The following is an 18,366-nucleotide window of genomic DNA, read 5'->3' as shown; positions in this document are numbered from 1 at the left end:
AGCAGATAACAGTGGCGCGAAAGAAGTGCTCTGCATCCGCGTACTCGGCAACTCCGGCCAGGACTACGCAGGTGTGGGCGACAAGATTGTGGTGACTGTGAAAGACGCGATCCCCGGTGGCGGTATGAAAAAAGGTACCGTAACCAAAGCTGTTATTGTTAGGACGAAGAAGAAGCTCCGTCGCCGCGACGGTTCTTACATCCGCTTCGACGACAACGCCGTAGTATTGCTGAACAACTCTGACGAGCCCCGCGGTACCCGTATTTTCGGTCCGGTTGCCCGTGAGCTTCGCGATAAAGGATACATGAAGATCATCTCCCTGGCGCCCGAGGTGCTTTAAGGAGTCGACATAGGATTTCGGATACAGGATTCAAGTAGTTAGGCATAAGGAGGTTATATATTGTGACAGTCTTTATGTGAATAACTGAATTCAGTATCCGAAATCTTTGCATATCTTTGCGACCCGTTTCATAAAACGACATATATTTTAATCAAGCGAGACCCAAGTTTTGCTTGGCGTATAAACAAACAAACAGATGAAAACTAGATTTAAGCCTAAGTTCAACATTAAGAAAGGCGACCTGGTTGTGGTTATCTCCGGTGAGGACAAGGACCGTACCAAAGCGCGCAAGGTGTTGGAAGTCATCGTTGACGCAACCAACCCGAAAGTGCTGGTAGAGGGCGTGAACATCATCACCAAGCACACGAAACCGACTGCCCAGAATACCAAAGGTGGTATCGTTAAGCAGGAGGCTCCGATCTCCCTTTCCAACGTAATGTTGTGGGACGCTAAGGCTGGTAAAGCTACCCGTGTTAGCCGTCAGCGGGAAAACGGTAAAGTAGTTCGTATCGCTAAAAAATCAGGGGAGGTAATCAAATAATGGCAAACACATCATATCAGCCCAGACTGCAGACCAAATACCGCAACGAAGTGGTATCTGCACTCCACAAGAAATTCAACTATAAGAGCGTGATGCAGGTTCCCCGCCTGACCAAGATCTGCCTGAACCAGGGGATCAACGGTGCCGTAGGTGACAAGAAACTGGTAGACATCGCGGTAGACGAGATGACCCGCATCGCAGGTCAGAAAGCCATCGCTACCCTGTCCAAAAAGGACATCTCTAACTTTAAGCTGCGTAAGCACATGCCCATCGGCGCGCGTGTGACCCTGCGCGGTGTAACCATGTACGAATTCCTCGATCGCCTGATCGCTGTTTCCCTGCCCCGCGTACGCGACTTCAAGGGTATCAACGAGAAAGCATTCGATGGCCGCGGTAACTATACCCTGGGTGTGACCGAGCAGATCATCTTCCCGGAGATCGACATCGACAAGGTGACCAAAATCACCGGTATGGATATCACTTTCGTAACCACTGCCCAAACCAACGAAGAAGCTTACGAGCTCCTGAAAGAACTGGGTATGCCGTTCAAGAACATCAAAAAAGATCAACAATAATATCACATGGCAAAAGAATCCGTAAAAGCCAGACAAAGAAAGAGAGAAGCCATGGTGGCTAAGTTCGCTGAGAAACGCGCACAGCTGAAAGCTGAAGGCGACTACGCAGCGCTCGACAAACTGCCCAAAAACGCTTCTCCCGTTCGCCTGCACAACCGTTGCCAGCTGACCGGTCGCCCCAAAGGCTACATGCGTCAATTCGGCATTTGCCGTAACATGTTCCGCGACATGGCACTGGCAGGTAAAATCCCTGGCGTAAGAAAAGCTTCCTGGTAATTATCACCGGGGGCTCCCGAAGTAGTTTTTTGATTCCTATCTATATCGATTGGATATCGCATTGTACACATTTTCAACTTTAACTAACAATGGTTACTGATCCAATAGCAGATTTTCTGACACGCATCCGCAATGCCCAGATGGCAAACCACAGGATCGTGGAAATTCCGGCTTCCAAACTGAAGAAACGCATTACCGAGATCCTGTACGACAAAGGTTATATCCTGAAGTACAAGTTCGAGGAAGACAACAAGCAGGGCCTCATTAAGATCGCCCTGAAATACGATCCCCAGACCAAAGTTCCTGCTATCCAGGACCTGCAAAGGATTTCCCGTCCCGGTCTGCGCCAGTACTCCAAACCTGAAGACTTCAAACGTATCAAGAACGGTCTCGGCGTGGCGATCATCTCCACTTCCAAAGGTGTAATGACCGACAAGGAAGCAAAAGCACAAAACGTAGGTGGCGAAGTAGTTTGCTACGTATATTAATCATATTCTGATCCCGTCCTTTACCAGGGCGGGATCAACGGCATTTTCGTTTATTAAGCCTTCTATACGGGCTGAACCCGGGATGCCGCCTCACAACAACATAAACTGACGAATCATGTCACGTATAGGCAGAAGTCCGATTAAACTGGCGAGCGGTGTAACAGTAACTGTTAGCGCTACCAACGAGGTGACTGTAAAAGGTCCCAAAGGCGAACTGAAAAAAGCGATCGACCGCGATATTAAAGTGGAAGTGAAAGACGGGGAGATCCTGATCACCCGCCCGACCGACCAGATCCGCCACCGCGCACTGCACGGTCTGTACCGCGCCCTCATCGCCAATATGGTGACCGGCGTAACCGAAGGTTTCAAGAAACAACTGGAACTGGTAGGTGTGGGTTACAAGGCTGCGCACAACGGTCAGCTGATCGACCTGGCACTGGGTTACTCCCACAACATCATCTTCGAGATTCCGAAGGAACTGAAGGTGAACACCGTAACTGAAAAAGGTAAGAACCCGCTGATCCAGCTGGAAGGTATCGACAACCAGCTCCTGGGCCAGGTTGCCGCTAAAATCCGCAGCCTCCGCAAACCCGAGCCGTACAAAGGTAAAGGTGTACGTTACAGCGACGAAGTTGTACGTAAGAAAGCTGGTAAATCCGCCGGTAAATAATCCCCGGCTCTTTCTCCTCGCGGCGTAAGCCACTGAAGGGCAGGAGCAGGAACATTTCAAAACTTTGAAGTAAACATTGGAACCCGGTTCCGGTGTTTACTTTACAAATAAAGTCCCGGCAGCATCGGGAGATCAAATACTTAAAGTAATGATTACAAAAGCAAACAGAAGACAGAATATCCGCTTCCGTATCCGTAAGAAGATCAGCGGAACTGCACAGAAGCCCAGACTGTCCGTATTTCGCAGCAACTCGGAGATCTATCTCCAGCTGATCGACGATACCACCGGTACTACCCTGGCATCTGCATCTTCCCGCGATAAAGCGCTGGCAGGTGTGACTGGCAACAAAACCGAGAAAGCCAAGCAAGTGGGCGCTGCCCTGGCGGCTAAGGCGACTGCACTGGGTGTTACCAGCTGCGTGTTCGACCGTTCCGGTTATCTCTACCATGGCCGCGTGAAGGCAACTGCCGAAGGCGCGCGCGAAGGCGGTCTGCAATTCTAATCAAACTGATATCGTAATTCTTATTAAATAAAAATGGCAAAGAATTCATTCAATAAAGTAAAAGCCGGCGATCTGGAACTGAAAGAGAAGGTTGTAGCTATCAACAGGGTTACAAAGACTACCAAAGGTGGTCGTACTTTCAGCTTTTCCGCGCTGGTGGTTGTGGGTAACGAAAATGGCGTGGTAGGTCACGGTCTTGGTAAAGCCAAGGAAGTGCAGGAAGCGATCACCAAAGGTATCGACGATGCAAAGAAGAATCTGATCAAAGTTCCCATTCACCACGGTACGATCCCTCACGATCAGCTGGCTAAGGAAGGCGCTGCCAAGGTGCTGGTGAAGCCTGCTGCTCATGGTACGGGTGTAATCGCCGGTGGTTCCATGCGCGCCGTTCTGGAAAGCGCCGGTATCACCGACGTGCTGGCGAAGTCCCTCGGCTCCGCTAACCCCCACAACGTGGTGAAAGCCACCTTCAAGGCACTCGGCATGCTGCGCGAACCCATCCAGGTTGCCAGGACCCGCAACGTGTCCATGAAGAAAGTTTTCAACGGATAATAATCCCGGGCGGATATAACCCCGGTTCCGGAGGGCTTGCCCTTTTGGATACCGGAATTCTTCAAAGGAAATATATCATAGTAAAAATGGCAAAGATTAAGATCACCCAGGTAAAAAGCGGTATCGATCGTCCTGAACGTCAGAAACTGACCCTGAAGGCACTCGGGCTGAAAAAAATGAACAATACCGTTGAGGTTGAAGCCACCCCCCAGATCCTGGGCATGGTTCGCGCCGTGCACCACCTGGTGAAAGTGGAAGAAGTGAATGCATAATGTAAAATTTTCATTTTTACATTTGGCTTTCTGTTTTTTTGAATTATCATTGTAAAAGCGAGCGGTTGATTTCCGCGCAAGTAAAACAATTACACAAATGAGCTTACATCAACTCCGCCCTGCACAAGGCGCGGTACATAAAGAAAAACGCCTCGGTCGCGGCGAAGCTTCCGGTAAAGGTGGCACTTCTACGAAAGGTAACAAAGGTGCGCAATCCAACACCGGTTATTCCAGCAAACGCGGTCACGAAGGTGGCCAGATGCCTATCCAGCGCCGTTTGCCGAAACGCGGTTTCCACCCGATCAGCCGCGTAGAATATAAAGTATTCAACCTCGGCCAGCTGGACACGATCATCGAGAAATACGGTATCCAGGAATTCAGCCTCGAGAACCTCTACATGAACGGCCTTATCAGCAAAACCGACCAGGTGAAAGTGCTGGGCCACGGTGAGCTGAAGAGCAAAGTAACGCTGAAAGTGAACGCAATCAGCGAGAAAGCCAAAGCAGCCATCGAAGCAGCTGGTGGTTCTGTGGAACTGGTTTAAGAAATTACGATAGAGAAGGCGCCTACGGAGTAGTGCGTCTTTTCGAATTTTTGCACGCGTTATTAAACTCTTATCTTCCTGTGAAGAAATTTATCGAAACCATAAAGAACATCTGGAGTATCGAGGACCTGCGCAAGCGCATCCTCACAACGCTGCTCCTGGTACTGGTATACCGTGTTGGTTCCTATATCACCCTTCCCGGTCTCGATCCCAACGAGCTGGCCAAATTCTCCGAGACTTCCCAGCAAGGTATCCTTGGGCTGTTCAACATGTTTGCCGGTGGTTCATTCTCCCGCGCATCCATCTTCGCCCTCGGCATCATGCCCTATATCTCTGCGTCTATCGCCATTCAGCTCCTGACGATCGCTGTTCCCTATTTCCAGAAACTCCAGAAAGAAGGAGACAGCGGCCGGAAGAAGATCAACCAATACACCCGCCTGCTCACCGTAATCGTGACGGCTTTCCAGGCCAGCGCATACGTTGCATACCTGAGGACGCAATCCGGTGGAGCGCTTGTTCCCGGATACGGCGACGTCATGTTCTGGCTTTCCACCACCGTGGTGCTGACCGCCGGAACGCTGTTCGTTATGTGGCTGGGTGAAAAAATCACGGATAAGGGCATCGGTAACGGTACTTCCATCATCATCATGGTGGGCATCCTCGCCCGCCTCCCGGAATCCCTCCTGCAGGAATTCTCCCTGAAAATCACAGGCGCGGGCGGTGGTCTTCTCGTATTCCTCGTGGAAATTGCCATGTTCATCGTGATCACCATCGGGCTCATCCTGCTGGTGCAGGGAACGCGCAAAATCCCCGTGAACTACGCCAAACGAATCGTCGGTAACAAACAATACGGCGGCGTCCGCCAGTTCATTCCCCTCAAGGTGAATGCTGCAGGCGTTATGCCCATCATCTTCGCCCAGGCCATTATGTTCATCCCGGCCACGGCGATCGGTTTTGCCACCCAGAGCGAGAGCGCTTCGGGCTTCATCCGCATATTCAGCGACCACACCAACCCCTGGTACAATGTGATCTATGCCGTGCTGGTGATCGTCTTTACGTTCTTCTACACCGCGCTCATCTTCAACCCCACCCAAATGGCGGATGAAATGAAACGCAACAACGGGTTCATCCCCGGTGTGAAACCCGGTAAATCCACCGCTGATTACATCGGCGCCGTGATGGACCGGATCACCCTCCCCGGTTCGATGTTCCTGGCACTGGTGGGCGTATTGCCCGGCATCGCTGCCGCACTCGGGATCAACAGCCAGTTCGCAACCTTCTTCGGCGGTACTTCCCTGCTGATTATGGTAGGCGTAATCCTGGATACCCTGCAGCAGATCGAAAGCCAGCTGCTCATGCGTCACTACGACGGCCTCATGAGCTCCGGCCGCATCAAAGGCAGAACATCTCCCGCCAACGCGTAACCGCCAGGCGAAACATATTAGCAGCCATCCTGAACCAATGGGCAGGATGGCTGTTTAGTTTACGGCACGGCCGTCTCGTCATTTTTAGTTAATTTTGCATGTTATGGTTCATTATAAAACGAAAGAAGAAATTGAGCTGATGCGCGAAAGCGCCCAGCTGGTGAGCGCTACCCTCGCGGAAGTGGCCCGTCAGCTGAAGCCCGGCATGAGCACGCTGGACATCGACGCAATTGCGGAACAATTCATCCGCGACCACGGCGCGGTGCCTTCCTTCAAAAATTATAAAGGTTTTCCCAATACCTGCTGCATTTCCGTGAACGAAGCGGTGGTGCACGGCATTCCCAACAGCTACATCATCCGCGAGGGCGACCTCGTATCGGTAGACGTGGGCGTGTATAAGAACGATTTCCATGGCGACAGCGCCTATACATTTGCGATCGGCGAAGTGCCGGCGCATGTGCGGAAGCTGATGGCCGCAACCAAGACCGCCCTGAACAAGGGCATCGAGAAGGCGGTGGTGGGCAACCGCGTGGGCGATATTGCATATGCCATCCAGGACTACCTGGAGCGGGAACGGGGTTACGGCGTTGTCAGGGAGCTCGTAGGGCACGGTTTGGGCCGCAACCTGCATGAGGACCCGCAGGTGCCGAATTACGGCCGCAGGGGCAGCGGAGCGGTGCTGAAAGAGGGGCTTGTGATCGCGATCGAGCCGATGGTGAATCTGGGCACCCGGGATGTGGAGTACCTGGAGGACGGGTGGACGGTGGTGACCAGGGACCGGAAGGTGTCTGTCCACTACGAACACACGGTTTCGGTACAGAAAGGCAAGGCGGATGTGCTGTCCACTTTTGTGGAAATCGAGGCTGCGGAGCAGCAAAACCCGGTTTTGGCGGGAGCGGTAGCGCAATAAGACAAAAGGTTACGATAATATTTCCACATACATATACTTCTGTTTAGCAGGCTGTTATTAACTTATGCACAACAGGGGAGGGGACTTTATCCACAAACCGGATATTTATAAATATAATTTGCCCTAAATTTTTCTGATTCAGAACTTTTTATGGTATCTTTGCATTCCTAAAAATTTTTATGGCGAAACAGGCACTGATTAAACAGGATGGTATTATTCTCGAAGCCTTATCAAATGCGATGTTCCGGGTAAAACTGGAGAATGGGCATGAGATTTTGGCGACCATTTCTGGAAAAATGAGGATGCACTATATTCGCATCCTGCCGGGCGATAAGGTTGGAGTAGAGATGAGCCCTTATGATTTGAGCAGGGGTCGTATAATTTTCAGGTATAAGTAAGTAAAATACACTAGTAGATTTATAACTATTGACTCATGAAAGTAAGAGCTTCCATCAAGAAAAGAAGTGCAGACTGCAAAATCGTTCGCCGCAAGGGTAAATTGCTGGTGATCAACAAAAAGAATCCCCGTTTTAAGCAACGTCAGGGATAATCGCATCTGTTACTCATTATAAAGAATAATAAACTAAACAATTAATATGGCACGTATAGCCGGTATTGATCTTCCTAAAAACAAAAGGGGTGAAATTGGACTGACCTACATCTTCGGAATCGGTCACTCCACCGCAGTATATATCCTGAACAAGGCGGAAATTGATTTGAACAAGAAAGTAAAGGATTGGAATGACGATGAGCAGGCTGCGATTCGTAACATCATCAATGCTGAGCTGAAAGTTGAAGGTCAACTGCGTTCTGAAGTTCAGATGAACATCAAGCGCCTGCTGGATATCGCCTGCTACCGCGGGCTGCGTCACCGTAAAGGTCTGCCGGTTAGAGGCCAGCGCACCCGTACTAACAGCCGTACCCGTAAAGGTAAGCGTAAGACGGTTGCTGGTAAGAAGAAGGCGACGAAGAAATAGTGATAGGATCCCTGGTCTGCTGGTCCTCCGTCCAAATCCGGGAGGCGGCGGCATAAAGGGTTTTTATAGACAACCGGATTTGGAGTTTCATAGTTGGAATTATAACGAATTATGGCAAAAGCAACGAATACTAAAGCTGCCGCTAAAAAGAGGGTAGTAAAAGTGGATAACTTCGGCGATGTACACATCTCTGCAAGTTTCAACAACATCATCGTGAGCATCACCAACAAGCAGGGTCAGGTTATCTCCTGGTCTTCTGCGGGTAAGATGGGCTTCAAGGGTTCTAAGAAGAACACTCCGTATGCTGCCCAGCTGGCTGCTTCCGATGCCGCCAAAACTGCTATCGACGCCGGCCTGAAAAGAGCTGACGTGTTTGTGAAAGGACCCGGCGCCGGCCGTGAAAGCGCTATCCGCGCCATCGCGAATTCCGGTATCGAGGTAACCCTGATCAAAGACGTTACGCCGCTGCCGCACAACGGTTGCCGTCCTCCGAAAAAGAGAAGGGTATAGTCATCAGATATTCCGATACGAATTATCCGGTACAATTGAACTTTTGTACCGGTTAATTCGTATTCGTAATTCATATTTTATTATATTTATTCATTCACCAGTGGGTGCACGATCGGATTTTAAGATTTTTAAATGAGCGTGCACCGTAACTAAAAATCTGCACAACAGAACATGGCAAGGTACACAGGACCAAAGACCAAGATCTCCAGGATTTTTGGAGAGCCCATTTTAGGAAATGGCAAGTATTTAGGCAAGAACAGCAACCCTCCCGGTCAGCACGGCGCACAGCGCAAGCGCAAACAACTGGGTGAGTACGCTCAACAGCTGAGAGAGAAACAAAAAGCGAAGTACACTTACGGCGTACTGGAAAAACAGTTCCGTAACCTCTTCGAAGAAGCAAACCGTCGTAAAGGCGTTACTGGTGAAGTACTGATCAAACTGCTGGAAGCACGTCTGGACAACACCGTGTTCCGCATGGGCATCGCGCCTTCCCGCCCGGCCGCCCGCCAGCTCGTTTCCCACAAACACGTTACCGTTAACGGCGTGGTGGTAAACGTTCCTTCCTACCAGCTGAAACCCGGCGACGTTGTAGGCCTGGAAGCCAAATCCGCAGGCAACACCGCTGTTACCAGCCAGGTACGCGGCAAGAACCCCAAATTCAACTGGGTAGACTTCAACGAGAAAGAACTGAGAGGTACTTTCATCGCTTATCCTGAAAGGGAATCTGTTCCTGAGAACATCAAGGAGCAACTGATCGTGGAATTGTACAGCAAGTAATAACGATATAGCCATCCCGGAACCCGGGGTGGCTATAGCCGTATAACATACCTTAAAAACATAAATCAAGCATATCAATGGCAATTCTTAATTTCCAAAAGCCTGACAAGATCGTTTTGCAGAAGTCAACCGACTTTGAAGCTCAATTCGAATTCCGTCCGTTAGAACCGGGTTATGGTGTGACAATTGGTAACGCGCTCCGCCGCGTGCTGTTGTCGTCTTTGGAGGGCTATGCCATTGTGGGTATCAAGATCGAAGGCGCTGATCACGAGTTTGCCACTTTGAAAGGTATCACGGAAGACGTTACTGAAATCATCCTCAACCTGAAACAGGTTCGTTTCAAGAAAATCGTTGAGAATGAAGTAAGCAGCGAAAAAATCCAGATCTCCATCAAAGGCAAAACCGAGTTCCGGGCAGATATGATCGAGAAAGCGACCAACTCTTTCCAGATCATGAACCCCGAACTGCTGATCTGCACCCTGGATCCTTCCGCCAAGCTGGATATCGAACTGACCATCGGCAAAGGCCGCGGTTATGTTCCGGCTGAGGAAAACAGACCCAAAGATGCAGTGTTTGGTTATATCGCGATCGATTCCGTATTCACGCCCATCAAAAACGTGAAATACAGCATCGAGAACACCCGTGTGGAACAAAAGACCGACTACGAGAAACTGATCATGGAAGTTGTGACAGACGGTACCATCCACCCGGAAGAAGCGGTAAAACAAGCTTCCCGCATTCTCATTCAGCACCTGATGATCATCACCGATGAAAACATCAGCTTCGATACGAAAGACGCTGAAAAAGAAGACGTGGTAGACGAACAAACCCTGCAGCTGCGCAAGATCCTGAAAACTCCCCTGGAAGACCTGGATCTCAGCGTACGCGCATTCAACTGCCTGAAAGCGGCGAAAATCAACTCCCTGAGCGAACTGGTACAGTACGAGCAGGAAGAACTGATGAAATTCCGCAACTTCGGTCAGAAATCCCTCAGCGAAATCGAACAGGTGCTGGGCGAAAGAGGCCTGCACTTCGGTATGGACCTGTCCAAACTGAAGCTCGACGAAGAATAGTATTCAAGCGTAAATCACGCCGCCGCTATGGAGGGCGTGATTTGCATTTTATAACAAGTACCTTGCAATTCCTGACACGGTGCGAGGGAAACCAAATATCAAATAGTCATGCGTCACGGAAAGAAATTGAACAAACTGAGCCGCACAGCCGCTCACCGGAAAAGCCTCATGAGCAACCTGGCTTGCGAACTCATTGCTCACAAACGTATCACCACCACCCTGGCCAAAGCCAAAGCGCTCCGCGTTTACGTTGAGCCCCTGCTGACCCGCGGTAAAACCGACGACACCCACAACCGTCGTATCGTGTTCTCCTACCTGCAGGACAAAGAAGCTATCCAGGAACTGTTCGGTACCGTTAGCGAGAAAATCGCCAGCCGCCCCGGTGGTTACACCCGTATCATCAAGCTCGGCAAACGTATCGGTGACAACGCCGAAACTGCGCTGATCGAGCTGGTTGATTTCAACGAAATCTACGGCAAAACTGCCGCTGCTGATAAAGCCCCCGCCAAGAAAACCCGTCGTGCCGGCGGTAAGAAAAAAGCGGAAGGCGAAGCCGAAGCACCCGCTGCTGAAGCTCCTGCTGCTGAGTAGTTTTTCGATAAAGCTATACCCAAGGGATAAGGTCTGTACCTTATCCCTTTTTTATGCCCCTATCTATTGTATATATATAAAAAAAACGTAATTTAGATGCACCGGCAACTAACGCCCCTTCCTATGAACTACATGAAATGCCTACACTGCAGCGAACACAGCGCGCTGAAATCCGAATACCTCACCTTCTGCGACGCCTGCGGCAAAAAATTTCCTGTTATTTATAAAGACTGGCTCGCCCAGCATCCCGGCGGCTCGCTCGAAGCCTTCGGGCGGGAATATGGTATTTCCGAGGCGGAGTTTACCGCCCTGGAGCGCCGGAAAGCGCGGAAGGCCGGGTTTACCGGGCGAAAGAAACTCACGCTCGCGGCTGCTATCGCCGTGTTTGTCGTTTGCACCGGGCTGAGTTTCCTGTACGGACCGTACCTGATGGCCGTATTCCGCGAGCCCCGCGTATCGGCCGGCCTCCTGGAAGAGGCCCAATGGCGCACTTTCCGGGGACACCTCATCCGGATGCAAAGCCCGCTGTCATTGAAGCCCGAATCCCCGGAAGACCGCCCCAATATGCGGGTAAAAGCCTTCCAGGCAGGAGGGAAGACCGACGGGATCGTCATCCGTATGGAGGAATCCGTCTATCTCTCCCAATCCAGCATCCTGCTCGAAACGGCCGCACAACAAACCGCCCGCAGCATGGAAACCCGCTCCGGCGTGTCCCGGTTCAGTTATACTTCCAGGGAATTGCAGATCGACGGGCAGCCGGCCCTGCTCCAGCAAGGTTCTTACGTTTTGCGGGAAACCGCTCCCATGGCTTTTCAAAGCCTGATATTCGTCCGCGGCGGCAGCCAGGTACAGCTGTTAGTGACCCACGCAGCGGACGACGCCACCGGCAAACAGGCGGCTGACAAAATCATGACTTCCATTCATTTGAATTGATCTGAAAAACCTGCGCGAAATTCAAAATCATGCCCTAACTTTGCAAAGTTTTAATCGTCCCTAACGGGGCATAAAAAAGAAAGGGTAAGAAGAAATGCCGCAGACTATCAGATCTACACAGCCTGCCATGCTGTTGCTCGAAGATGGCACCGTTTTCCACGGAAAAGCGTTCGGTAAAGTAGGGACCGCATCCGGGGAGCTTTGTTTCAATACCGGGATGACCGGCTACCAGGAGGTGTTCACCGACCCTTCCTACAAAGGACAGGTGCTGATCATGAACAACTGCTACGTAGGGAACTACGGCACCAAGAAGGAAGACGTGGAATCCAGCGCTGTGAAAATCAGCGGACTGATCTGCAAGAACATCGCTTCCAACTATTCCCGCAAGATGGCGGACCAGTCGCTCGCCCAGTTCCTGGAAGAGAACAACCTGGTAGCCATCCATGAGGTAGACACCCGCGCGCTGGTGGCCCACATTCGCAACAAGGGCGCCATGAACTGCATTATCTCCTCCGAGATCCTCGATGAGCAGGAACTGGCCAAACGCCTGAAAGAAGTGCCCTCGATGGAAGGTCTCGCCCTTTGCGAGGCGGTTTCCACCAAGGAGCCCTACTTCGTGGGCGACCCCAACGCAGAAATCCGCATCGCGGTGCTCGACAACGGGGTGAAGCGCAATATGCTCAAATGCCTCTCCGAAAAAGGCGCGTACCTGAAAGTACACCCTACCAAAACCACTTTCGAAGAGTGCGAGGAGTTTAAGCCGCATGCTTATTTCATTTCCAACGGCCCCGGCGACCCCGCTCCGCTGACCTACGCCGTGGACACCATTAAGAAAGTACTGGCCGCCGAGCGCCCGCTCTTCGGCATCTGCCTCGGGCACCAGCTGCTGGCCATGGCCAACGGCATCCCGACCTATAAAATGCACCACGGCCACCGCGGGCTAAACCACCCGGTGAAGAACCTGCTGACCGGCAGGAGCGAGATTACGACGCAGAACCACGGTTTTGCGATCGACGCGAAGGCGGTGGCAGCTTCCGACAATGTGGAAGTGACGCACATCAACCTGAACGACAATTCCGTGGAAGGCATCCGTATCAAGAACAAACCGGCGTTTTCGGTGCAATATCACCCGGAAAGCACACCGGGCCCGCACGATTCGCGTTACCTGTTCGACGATTTCTTTACGATGATCCGCAACCACACCAAATAATTTGGTGTATGTAGTAAGATAGGAAGGGCCTCCGCACTGGGGGCCTTTTTTTATGCGGGTAAGTGCCGGAAAATAGGATCAGGAGAAAAATAGACGGTCCTGAGGAGTCAGGACCGTTGCATTTTAAAATTCCACGTTATGAAAACTAGCGAAAGGTACCATGCGGTTAGGCACGATACCCACCTTGTCTTTTCATTACATGACAATAATAGGAAAAATTCGGGTAGTGTATGTTTTTAAAAGACGGTAAGTTTTCTTGAAATAGAGGATTTCAAAATGCAATCGGTTGGAAGTGGTGGAAACTATATAGAAAAAAAATACGGCTCTGTGATCAGAGCCGTTTGCCTTTATAAATTCCACGTTATGAAAAACTGATACAAAAATATGTTGTTTAGCTAAAACGTTTTAGTTCTTCGCCGATTTTTTACATAATGTTGATAATGCAAAGGTCGGGCCATTTTCCCATTTGTCAAAATTATACAAGTTAATTTTTTGCAAAGCAGGTTTAGAAATTTGTCTAACATGTATATTAAATTTTGTCATTTAATTCTATTGCACCTTTGCGTCCCGATTACACAGTAAAAGTAGGCATAAAAATCAAATTTCAAAACTTTAAATTGCAAAAATTTAAACGAAAAGAATAAAAAACGCTATATAGAATTATTTATAATGTGAAATTAGCCTTCTGGCAGGCTTTCCAGGCCCTTCATTTCGAAAACATGATTTTTGTCAGGTTTTCAGATTTGATGGTTTTTTAACACAAACTGGCAGTATATGCTGACAGTTTAGCGGCGGCCAGGGTATACCTCCAGCGCCTTCGCCAAAGCAGTCATCGCCTTATCGATGGAAGACAGGTTCAAAACATACGCCAGGCGCACTTCCTGCTTGCCCAAACCCGCAGTGGCGTAAAAGCCGGTGCCGGGAGACAGCATGACAGTCTGCTTTTCATAGCTGAAATCCTCCAACAGCCACTGGCAGAACCTGTCGGCATCATCGATCGGCAGTTTCGCCATGGCGTAGAAAGCACCGCCCGGATTGGGGCAAAATACCCCCGGGATCTCGTTCAGGCGTTTCACCAGCAGGTCGCGGCGGCTTTTGTACTCCGCCTTAATGCCGTCAAAGTAATCCAGGGGCAGGTCCACGGCTGCTTCAGCGGCAATCTGCGCGAAGCTCGGGGGGCTCAGGCGGGCCTGTGCGAACTTCATCACGGAGTCGAGCAGGGTTTTATTGCGGGTCACCAGCGCGCCGATACGGCCGCCGCAGGCGCTGTAACGCTTGGAAATGGTGTCGAACACCACTACGTTGTCTTCCAGTCCTTCGAGCTGCAGGGCGGAAAGGGTATTGCCGTCGTACGCGAATTCGCGGTAAGCTTCGTCGGAGAACAGGTAGAGGTTATATTTTTTGCAGATATCCCGCAGCACGTTCAGTTCCTCGGGACTGTAGAGGTAACCGGTCGGGTTATTGGGATTGCAGATGAGGATGGCTTTGGTTTTGGGCGTGATTTTCTTTTCGAAATCAGCAATGGGGGGCAACGCAAAGCCGGATTCGATGCCGGAGGTAACGGGCACCACTTTCACTTCCGCTTCCACGGCGAAGCCGTTGTAGTTGGCGTAGAAAGGTTCGGGGATGATCACTTCGTCGCCCGGATCGAGGCAGGCCATGAAACCGAAGATAATCGCTTCGGAGCCACCGGTGGTAACGATGATCTGGTTGTGGTCCAGCTGGATGCCGAAACGGTCATAATACGTGGTGAGTTTGCGGCGGTAGGATTCGTTGCCTGCGCTGTGGCTGTATTCAAGGATTTTGAAGTCGGAATGGCGCACGGCGTCGAGTACGGGTTGCGGCGTTTCGATATCGGGCTGGCCGATGTTGAGGTGGTAAACCGTAACTCCTTTCTTTTTGGCTGCTTCTGCGAAGGGAACCAGTTTGCGGATAGGAGAGGGCGGCATGATCTGGCCGCGCTGACTGATGTTCGGCATTTGGTGTTGGTTTTTTGCGAGGCAAAGGTAAGGCAACTCGCCATGTTATAAATGATATAAAACAAAAATGCCTCCCGTTTGGATCGGGAGGCATCTATTTGCGTTTGTTTCTCTTAGTTTTCGACGGTTCCTGTGAGGAACAGTTCCTTCTCCTGGTCAACTCCCTTTAACTTCAGGTAGATGGTTTTCATCGGCTTACCTGCCGCATTGGCGTTGTAGGTGGCCGTGATGGTACCTGCCTTTCCGGGAAGGATAGGCTCTACTGTCCACTTCGGGGTGGTGCAGCCGCAGCTGGGCTTGGCGGCTTCGATCAGCACGGGTTCCTTGGAGATATTGGTGAATTCGAAAGTAACGGTAACGGGTTTGTTCAGCTTGGTTTTGCCGAAGTCCATCGTTTCTTTCTTGAATTTCAATTTGGCGTCCACTGCATTAGCCGTTCCGCCTCCGTTCTGTGCCTGCGCCCACAGTGATGTGGTTACCAGTAAAGTTGCAAATAGGGATACAACGAATTTTTTCATGATAACATTGGTTTTTAAACGATTTGGTTAGACATTTACGTTTCTACCAGTTTCCAGTTCAAATTTACGGCCAAAAACTGAACCATGCATATCAAGATATTAAAAATTTCTTAAAAATTTAATTTTAGCACGATGCACCGGGACATTTACCCATTCATCAAATTCCCCTACATTTGTGCTTTAACAAGGATGGCATGATCGAAAACAACGAATTAGCTATGAATATGCAAAGCCAGTTATCGTTTGAAGAGTTCCGCAGGGAAGTTTTGAATGATTACCGGCTGGCATGTATCAGCAGGGAAGTGAGCCTTCTGGGGCGCCGCGAGGTGCTGACCGGGAAGGCCAAATTCGGGATATTTGGCGATGGCAAGGAAATAGCCCAGATTGCGATGTCCAAGTATTTCAAACCGGGCGATTTCCGTTCCGGTTATTACCGCGATCAGACCTGGGCGTTTGCCACCGGCGTCGCCAATGTAGAGCAGTTTTTCTCCCAGCTCTACGCCGATCCGGACCTGGAGAACGATCCGTTTTCCGCCGGCCGCCAGATGAACTCACATTTCGCCACCCCTAATATTGATGCAGACGGGAACTGGCTGCCGCTCACCGCGCAGAAGAACACCGCCGCCGATATGGCGCCCACCGCCGGCCAGATGCCGCGCGCTTTAGGGCTGGCCTATGCTTCCAAGCTGTTCCGCGAAGTACCGGAACTGGAAGGGCTCACGCATCTTTCGCACCAGGGCAACGAGGTTTGCTTCGCCACCATCGGCGATGCCTCCACCAGCGAAGGCCATTTCTGGGAAACCGTAAATGCCGCCGGCGTGCTCCAGGTGCCGTTATGTATTTTCGTGTGGGACGATGGCTACGGTATCTCCGTTCCGCGCAAGCTGCAAACCACCAAAGGCTCCATCAGCGCCGCGCTGGAAGGGTTCCGCAAAGGCGAGGAAACCAACGGTCTGGAGATTTATAATGTAAAAGGATGGGATTACGCCGGACTCTGCGAAGCCTTTGAAGAAGGTATCCGCAAAGCCCGCGAAACCCACGTTCCCGTGCTCTTCCACGTAGAAGAAATCACCCAGCCCCAGGGGCACTCCACCTCCGGCTCCCACGAGCGCTACAAAAGCAAGGACCGCCTGGCATGGGAGAAAGAGTTCGACTGCAACACCAAAATGCGCCACTGGCTCGTCGATAACGCGCTGGCCGACGAAGGCTCGCTCCAGGAAATCGAAGCCGAAGCCAAAGTGCTGGCCCACGAAGGCCGCAAACGCGCATGGGAAAAGTATATCGCGCCCATCCGCAGCCAGGTGCAGGAACTGGCTGGCATCTGCCGCCAGGTAATTGAAGAAGGCCGCGCCGATACTGAGTTTGTACAACATTCCATCCAGGAGCTGACCGCCAACCGCGAGCCCCTGCGCAGGGATGTCCTCAAAACCGCCGCGCATATCCTCTTCCGCCACCCGCGCGACTTCTCGCCCGCCATCAGCGAACTGCAGCTGTTCTACGACAACCAGCTCGTTACCGAAAAAGAAAATTACAACACCCTGCTGTACGCCACCGGCGCCAATTCGGCGCTCAACGTACCGGAGGTGCCCGCATTATATGCCGACGACGCTCCCGTGATCAACGGCTATGAAGTGCTGAATAAATACTTCGATCAGCTGTTCCACAACAACCCGCTGGTATTCGCCTTCGGGGAAGATGTGGGCAAGATCGGCGACGTGAACCAGGGCTTTGCCGGCCTCCAGGCCGTGCATGGCAAGACCCGCATCGCCGACACCGGCATCCGTGAGCTCACAATTATGGGCCAGGGCATCGGTATGGCCCTCCGCGGACTGCGCCCCATCGCGGAAATCCAATACCTGGATTACCTGCTGTACGGCCTGCAGCCCCTCAGCGACGATGTGGCTTCCCTGCAATACCGCACCCGCGGCACGCAGTTCTGCCCCATTATCGTCCGCACCCGCGGCCACCGGCTGGAAGGCATCTGGCACTCGGGCAGCCCCATGGGGATGATCGTCAACTCCCTGCGCGGTTTCTACGTTTGCGTACCCCGCAACATGGTGCAGGCGGCCGGGATGTACAACACCCTCCTGAGCGCCCATGAACCCGCCATCGTGATCGAATCGCTGAACGGCTACCGCCTGAAAGAGAAAATGCCGGAGAACATCGGGGAATTCACCGTGCCTATGGGCGTTCCGGAAATCCTCCACGAAGGCTCCGACATCACCATCGTTTCCTACGGCAGTACCCTGCGCGTGATCGAGGAAGCCATGCAAACCCTCTCCGGGCTCGGCGTTTCCTGCGAACTGATCGACGTGCAGACGCTCCTGCCCTTCGATACCGGCCATTCTATCCTGGAATCGCTGAAGAAGACCAACCGCATCCTGTTCGTGGACGAAGACGTTCCCGGCGGCGGCACCGCTTACATGTTCCAGCAAGTGATGGAACAACAGGGCGGATACCGCTGGCTCGACGTGGCGCCCCGCACCCTTTCGGCCCAGGCGCACCGCCCGGCTTACGGGTCCGATGGCGACTACTTCTCCAAACCCAATGCGGAAGATGTCGTAAAAGTTGTCATGGACATGATCAGGGAGTAGCGAACCTGCCACCATATTATCGTGAATGTGAGCGCCCCCTGTATGCTGCAGGGGGCGCTTTTTTTGTCAAACTGGCTGCCCAACAAGGCCGGCGCAAGAATTGTTATAAC

24 protein-coding genes are annotated in these 18,366 nt (G+C 51.6%); 22 read left to right on the top strand and 2 right to left on the bottom strand.

What is annotated here, in order from left to right; all coding sequences use genetic code 11:
• The 21 genes from rplN to carA all read left to right on the top strand — a co-directional run.
• The coding region (gene rplN, locus Q0510_RS21925) for a 50S ribosomal protein L14 (RefSeq protein ID WP_298716444.1) at window positions 1-340 on the top strand (340 nt) is incomplete at its 5' end.
• Window positions 341-536: 196 nt separating this feature from the next.
• Complete coding sequence (gene rplX, locus Q0510_RS21920) at window positions 537-881, top strand: 50S ribosomal protein L24 (RefSeq protein ID WP_109698269.1); 345 nt, start codon at window positions 537-539, stop codon at window positions 879-881.
• Entirely contained in the window at window positions 881-1,456 is a 576-nt protein-coding gene (gene rplE, locus Q0510_RS21915) for a 50S ribosomal protein L5 (RefSeq protein ID WP_298716439.1), read from the top strand. Before rplX ends, rplE begins: the two co-directional genes overlap by 1 nt.
• A 6-nt stretch (window positions 1,457-1,462) precedes the next feature.
• Window positions 1,463-1,732 (top strand): 30S ribosomal protein S14, encoded by a 270-nt coding sequence (gene rpsN, locus Q0510_RS21910; RefSeq protein ID WP_126246779.1) that lies wholly within the window; start codon window positions 1,463-1,465, stop codon window positions 1,730-1,732.
• Between the two features lie 89 nt (window positions 1,733-1,821).
• Window positions 1,822-2,220, top strand: coding sequence for a 30S ribosomal protein S8 (gene rpsH / locus Q0510_RS21905; RefSeq protein WP_298716429.1), 399 nt, complete (start codon window positions 1,822-1,824; stop codon window positions 2,218-2,220).
• Window positions 2,221-2,335: 115 nt separating this feature from the next.
• Window positions 2,336-2,890, top strand: coding sequence for a 50S ribosomal protein L6 (gene rplF / locus Q0510_RS21900; protein ID WP_298716426.1), 555 nt, complete (start codon window positions 2,336-2,338; stop codon window positions 2,888-2,890).
• Window positions 2,891-3,038: 148 nt separating this feature from the next.
• Complete coding sequence (gene rplR / locus Q0510_RS21895) at window positions 3,039-3,392, top strand: 50S ribosomal protein L18 (RefSeq protein WP_298716424.1); 354 nt, start codon at window positions 3,039-3,041, stop codon at window positions 3,390-3,392.
• 33 nt (window positions 3,393-3,425) lie between these two features.
• Window positions 3,426-3,944: a 30S ribosomal protein S5 gene (gene rpsE, locus Q0510_RS21890; RefSeq protein ID WP_298716422.1), complete on the top strand. Its 519-nt coding sequence runs from the start codon at window positions 3,426-3,428 to the stop codon at window positions 3,942-3,944.
• An 86-nt stretch (window positions 3,945-4,030) separates the two neighbouring features.
• A complete protein-coding gene (gene rpmD, locus Q0510_RS21885; protein ID WP_298716420.1) occupies window positions 4,031-4,216 on the top strand; it encodes a 50S ribosomal protein L30 in 186 nt (61 codons plus the stop codon).
• A gap of 97 nt (window positions 4,217-4,313) precedes the next feature.
• A complete protein-coding gene (gene rplO / locus Q0510_RS21880) occupies window positions 4,314-4,760 on the top strand; it encodes a 50S ribosomal protein L15 (RefSeq protein ID WP_298716418.1) in 447 nt (148 codons plus the stop codon).
• An 80-nt stretch (window positions 4,761-4,840) separates the two neighbouring features.
• On the top strand, window positions 4,841-6,184 hold the full coding sequence (gene secY / locus Q0510_RS21875; RefSeq protein ID WP_298716416.1) for a preprotein translocase subunit SecY: 1,344 nt from the start codon (window positions 4,841-4,843) through the stop codon (window positions 6,182-6,184).
• Window positions 6,185-6,287: 103 nt separating this feature from the next.
• Window positions 6,288-7,094 (top strand): type I methionyl aminopeptidase, encoded by an 807-nt coding sequence (map, locus tag Q0510_RS21870; RefSeq protein WP_298716414.1) that lies wholly within the window; start codon window positions 6,288-6,290, stop codon window positions 7,092-7,094.
• A 179-nt stretch (window positions 7,095-7,273) separates the two neighbouring features.
• A complete protein-coding gene (gene infA, locus Q0510_RS21865; RefSeq protein WP_012789309.1) occupies window positions 7,274-7,492 on the top strand; it encodes a translation initiation factor IF-1 in 219 nt (72 codons plus the stop codon).
• A 35-nt stretch (window positions 7,493-7,527) separates the two neighbouring features.
• Window positions 7,528-7,644 carry a 50S ribosomal protein L36 gene (gene rpmJ / locus Q0510_RS21860; RefSeq protein WP_072360626.1) on the top strand — a complete coding sequence of 39 codons (117 nt, stop codon included), beginning with the start codon at window positions 7,528-7,530 and terminating at the stop codon, window positions 7,642-7,644.
• 46 nt (window positions 7,645-7,690) lie between these two features.
• The gene (gene rpsM, locus Q0510_RS21855) at window positions 7,691-8,071 is read left to right on the top strand and encodes a 30S ribosomal protein S13 (RefSeq protein ID WP_298716411.1); all 381 of its coding nucleotides are present in this window, start codon (window positions 7,691-7,693) and stop codon (window positions 8,069-8,071) included.
• Window positions 8,072-8,182: 111 nt separating this feature from the next.
• Complete coding sequence (rpsK, locus tag Q0510_RS21850) at window positions 8,183-8,581, top strand: 30S ribosomal protein S11 (RefSeq protein ID WP_298716409.1); 399 nt, start codon at window positions 8,183-8,185, stop codon at window positions 8,579-8,581.
• Between the two features lie 171 nt (window positions 8,582-8,752).
• Complete coding sequence (gene rpsD / locus Q0510_RS21845) at window positions 8,753-9,358, top strand: 30S ribosomal protein S4 (RefSeq protein WP_298716407.1); 606 nt, start codon at window positions 8,753-8,755, stop codon at window positions 9,356-9,358.
• 77 nt (window positions 9,359-9,435) lie between these two features.
• Window positions 9,436-10,431, top strand: coding sequence for a DNA-directed RNA polymerase subunit alpha (locus tag Q0510_RS21840; RefSeq protein WP_298716405.1), 996 nt, complete (start codon window positions 9,436-9,438; stop codon window positions 10,429-10,431).
• Between the two features lie 108 nt (window positions 10,432-10,539).
• Window positions 10,540-11,022 carry a 50S ribosomal protein L17 gene (gene rplQ, locus Q0510_RS21835; RefSeq protein ID WP_298716404.1) on the top strand — a complete coding sequence of 161 codons (483 nt, stop codon included), beginning with the start codon at window positions 10,540-10,542 and terminating at the stop codon, window positions 11,020-11,022.
• A 96-nt stretch (window positions 11,023-11,118) separates the two neighbouring features.
• The gene (locus Q0510_RS21830; RefSeq protein ID WP_298716402.1) at window positions 11,119-11,955 is read left to right on the top strand and encodes a hypothetical protein; all 837 of its coding nucleotides are present in this window, start codon (window positions 11,119-11,121) and stop codon (window positions 11,953-11,955) included.
• Between the two features lie 94 nt (window positions 11,956-12,049).
• Entirely contained in the window at window positions 12,050-13,165 is a 1,116-nt protein-coding gene (gene carA, locus Q0510_RS21825; protein ID WP_298716400.1) for a glutamine-hydrolyzing carbamoyl-phosphate synthase small subunit, read from the top strand.
• 785 nt (window positions 13,166-13,950) lie between these two features.
• On the opposite strand, the gene Q0510_RS21820 is transcribed toward carA, so the two are convergent.
• Together Q0510_RS21820 and Q0510_RS21815 are read right to left on the bottom strand one after the other, a co-directional pair.
• Window positions 13,951-15,144, bottom strand: coding sequence for a pyridoxal phosphate-dependent aminotransferase (locus Q0510_RS21820; RefSeq protein WP_298716397.1), 1,194 nt, complete (start codon window positions 15,142-15,144; stop codon window positions 13,951-13,953).
• Between the two features lie 113 nt (window positions 15,145-15,257).
• Complete coding sequence (locus tag Q0510_RS21815) at window positions 15,258-15,662, bottom strand: DUF1573 domain-containing protein (RefSeq protein WP_298716395.1); 405 nt, start codon at window positions 15,660-15,662, stop codon at window positions 15,258-15,260.
• 218 nt (window positions 15,663-15,880) lie between these two features.
• Here Q0510_RS21815 and Q0510_RS21810 point away from each other — a divergent pair, with 218 nt between their 5' ends.
• Entirely contained in the window at window positions 15,881-18,256 is a 2,376-nt protein-coding gene (locus Q0510_RS21810; RefSeq protein WP_298716390.1) for a thiamine pyrophosphate-dependent enzyme, read from the top strand.
• The last annotated feature ends 110 nt before the right edge of the window (window positions 18,257-18,366 follow it).

The organism is uncultured Chitinophaga sp. (assembly GCF_937874145.1).
Taxonomy (GTDB): Bacteria; Bacteroidota; Bacteroidia; order Chitinophagales; family Chitinophagaceae; genus Chitinophaga.
This window is presented reverse-complemented; position numbering and strand designations above follow the sequence as displayed.

What these genes read in the sequence shown, in the direction of transcription:
- rplO (WP_298716418.1), top strand. Translation starts at nt 4,314, where the DNA reads ATGAGCTTACATCAACTCCGCCCTGCACAAGGCGCGGTACATAAAGAA.
- rplQ (WP_298716404.1), top strand. Translation starts at nt 10,540, where the DNA reads ATGCGTCACGGAAAGAAATTGAACAAACTGAGCCGCACAGCCGCTCAC.
- rpsD (WP_298716407.1), top strand. Translation starts at nt 8,753, where the DNA reads ATGGCAAGGTACACAGGACCAAAGACCAAGATCTCCAGGATTTTTGGA.
- carA (WP_298716400.1), top strand. Translation starts at nt 12,050, where the DNA reads ATGCCGCAGACTATCAGATCTACACAGCCTGCCATGCTGTTGCTCGAA.
- map (WP_298716414.1), top strand. Translation starts at nt 6,288, where the DNA reads ATGGTTCATTATAAAACGAAAGAAGAAATTGAGCTGATGCGCGAAAGC.
- rplX (WP_109698269.1), top strand. Translation starts at nt 537, where the DNA reads ATGAAAACTAGATTTAAGCCTAAGTTCAACATTAAGAAAGGCGACCTG.
- rpsH (WP_298716429.1), top strand. Translation starts at nt 1,822, where the DNA reads ATGGTTACTGATCCAATAGCAGATTTTCTGACACGCATCCGCAATGCC.
- rpsE (WP_298716422.1), top strand. Translation starts at nt 3,426, where the DNA reads ATGGCAAAGAATTCATTCAATAAAGTAAAAGCCGGCGATCTGGAACTG.
- rplF (WP_298716426.1), top strand. Translation starts at nt 2,336, where the DNA reads ATGTCACGTATAGGCAGAAGTCCGATTAAACTGGCGAGCGGTGTAACA.
- rpsN (WP_126246779.1), top strand. Translation starts at nt 1,463, where the DNA reads ATGGCAAAAGAATCCGTAAAAGCCAGACAAAGAAAGAGAGAAGCCATG.
- rpsK (WP_298716409.1), top strand. Translation starts at nt 8,183, where the DNA reads ATGGCAAAAGCAACGAATACTAAAGCTGCCGCTAAAAAGAGGGTAGTA.
- rpmD (WP_298716420.1), top strand. Translation starts at nt 4,031, where the DNA reads ATGGCAAAGATTAAGATCACCCAGGTAAAAAGCGGTATCGATCGTCCT.
- rplR (WP_298716424.1), top strand. Translation starts at nt 3,039, where the DNA reads ATGATTACAAAAGCAAACAGAAGACAGAATATCCGCTTCCGTATCCGT.
- Q0510_RS21815 (WP_298716395.1), bottom strand. Translation starts at nt 15,662, where the DNA reads ATGAAAAAATTCGTTGTATCCCTATTTGCAACTTTACTGGTAACCACA.
- rplE (WP_298716439.1), top strand. Translation starts at nt 881, where the DNA reads ATGGCAAACACATCATATCAGCCCAGACTGCAGACCAAATACCGCAAC.
- Q0510_RS21820 (WP_298716397.1), bottom strand. Translation starts at nt 15,144, where the DNA reads ATGCCGAACATCAGTCAGCGCGGCCAGATCATGCCGCCCTCTCCTATC.
- infA (WP_012789309.1), top strand. Translation starts at nt 7,274, where the DNA reads ATGGCGAAACAGGCACTGATTAAACAGGATGGTATTATTCTCGAAGCC.
- rpsM (WP_298716411.1), top strand. Translation starts at nt 7,691, where the DNA reads ATGGCACGTATAGCCGGTATTGATCTTCCTAAAAACAAAAGGGGTGAA.
- rpmJ (WP_072360626.1), top strand. Translation starts at nt 7,528, where the DNA reads ATGAAAGTAAGAGCTTCCATCAAGAAAAGAAGTGCAGACTGCAAAATC.
- Q0510_RS21810 (WP_298716390.1), top strand. Translation starts at nt 15,881, where the DNA reads ATGAATATGCAAAGCCAGTTATCGTTTGAAGAGTTCCGCAGGGAAGTT.
- Q0510_RS21840 (WP_298716405.1), top strand. Translation starts at nt 9,436, where the DNA reads ATGGCAATTCTTAATTTCCAAAAGCCTGACAAGATCGTTTTGCAGAAG.
- Q0510_RS21830 (WP_298716402.1), top strand. Translation starts at nt 11,119, where the DNA reads ATGCACCGGCAACTAACGCCCCTTCCTATGAACTACATGAAATGCCTA.